We start from the raw sequence: 1,991 nt of genomic DNA on the forward strand, positions 1-1,991 counted from the left end.
CCACGAGCGCGGGCACCCCGACCGCGAGCGCCAGCCGTCCCGTCCCGGGCCGCCGTGCCGGAGGGGCGAGCCGCCCGGCGTCGGTGGGCTGCCCCTGGTGCGGCCACCGCGGGTACGCGGGATCGTCCGGGGGAGGCTGCCCGAAGTGGGCGGCTCCGTCCGGGTAGGACGGTTGCCCGGTGTGGGTGGGGCTGCTCCGGTAGGACGGCTGTCCGAAATGGGCGGGGCCGTCGCCGTAGGGCCGCTGCGCGGGGTCGCCGGGATGGGACGGCTGCCCGGAGCGGGCGGCTCCGTCCGGGTAGGACGGCTGTCCGGTGTGGGCGGCTCCGTCCGGGTAGGGCGGTTGCCCGGTGTGGGTGGGGCTGCTCCGGTAGGACGGCTGTCCGAAATGGGCGGGGCCGTCGCCGTAGGGCCGCTGCGCGGGGTCGCCGGGATGGGACGGCTGCCCGGTCTGCTGCGGATGCCGCATGCCCGGCCCCGCCCCGTCCGGATACGACGGCGCTCCCGCCGGATACGGCGGTTGCCCGGCGTGCGGGGGCCGGGAGGCGTACGGAGAGCCGTCATGGCCCGCCGGGTCGCCCGGGTGGGACGGCTGGGTGGGGCGGGCGGTCGTGCCGGGGTGCGAGGGCGGTGCGCCCGGCCCCGCCGCGCCGGCGTCCTGCCCCGAGGCCGCGCGGCTGAGCAGGGCCGTGGCCTGATCGGCCGTCATCCGGGTGGCGGGGTCCTTGGTCATCAGGCCGAGGACCGCATCGGTCAGGGGGCCGGTGTGCGTCATGGGGCTGGGCTCGCCGTGGAGGACGGCCATCATGGTCGCCGCGGCCGTGGCCCGCTCGAACGGCGCACGCCCCTCCAGGGCGGCGTACAGCGTCGCCCCGAGGGACCACAGGTCCGACTCGGGGGTGGCCGCCAGCCCGTGGAGCCGTTCCGGGGGGAGGAAGGCCGGGGTGCCGACCATCCCGCCCGTCCGGGTGATCGCGGTCTCCTGCGTCATCGAGGCGATCCCGAAGTCGGTCAGCACGACCCGGCCGTCGTCGGCCAGCAGCACGTTCTCCGGCTTCACGTCGCGGTGCAGCACTCCGGCGGCGTGCGCGGCCAGCAGGGCGCCCAGCACCTGAAGCCCGACCGAGGCGACCCGCCCGGGGGGCAGCGGGCCGTCCGTGCGGACGACCTCGCCCAGCGAGCGCGACCGGACCATCTGCATGACGATCCAGGGCCGGCCCTCCTCCTCGACCACGTCGTGCACGATGATCACAGACGGGTGGTCCAGCCGGCCGGCGGTCCTGGCCTCCCGGATCGTCCGCCGGTTCATCTCCGTGCGCGCGGCCTCGTCGATCCCGCGGTGGCGGACCTCCTTGACCGCCACGACCCGGTCGAGAAGCTCGTCGTGGGCCCGCCAGACGACGCCCATCCCGCCCTCGCCGATGGGTTCGAGCAGGCGATACCGGCCCGCCACCTTGCGTTCGGTCATTCTCTCGCCCCTCCCAAACTCACGAATCGTAGCCGGTCGGGGCGGCCCTCACTTTTTCGACGAGAAGGTCCGGGTGAACCCCTCGAAGAAGTGCATGTTCTTCTTCCAGTCCTTGGCCAGGGTGTGCCAGTAGATCGCGTATCCCCGGCCGCCCTTGGTCACGAACCCCCGGTTGAGGACCCGGGCCTTGCCCGAGCTCGTGTTCCAGGTGAACTCCCAGTCGGCGGCCTTCTCCATGTAGTCGACCTTCTCGATCCGGATCCGCTCGTAGCCCGGGAAGTTCCCCCGGCTGGCCCGCTCGCCGTCGTACCAGTCCTGCTTCGGATCGGGGCCCGCCTTGTCGACGTATTCGACGAACACGAAGCTCGTCCGGTCGGGTCCGCGGAACCACACCTGCTGGCCCGGCCGCTTGTCCACCTTCCACCCCTTGGGGAGGCCGATGGAGAAGTCGTTGCCGTCCTTGTGCATGTGCCAGCCGTCGGGGAGCTTCGACTCCTCCTTCTCCTTCTCCTCGGTCTTGGTG

General features: G+C 73.4%; 1 protein-coding gene and 1 pseudogene. Both read right to left on the reverse strand.

Annotated elements, in window-relative coordinates:
- Positions 1 to 1,468, reverse strand: a 1,468-nt coding sequence (locus CA984_RS43820) for a serine/threonine-protein kinase (protein ID WP_086579137.1), incomplete at its 3' end; no start/stop codon positions are given.
- Between the two features lie 48 nt (positions 1,469 to 1,516).
- A pseudogene (locus CA984_RS46905) lies at positions 1,517 to 1,991 on the reverse strand (hypothetical protein); the annotation flags it as partial.

It is taken from the genome of Streptosporangium minutum (genome assembly GCF_002149035.1).
Taxonomy (GTDB): Bacteria; Actinomycetota; Actinomycetes; order Streptosporangiales; family Streptosporangiaceae; genus Streptosporangium; species Streptosporangium minutum.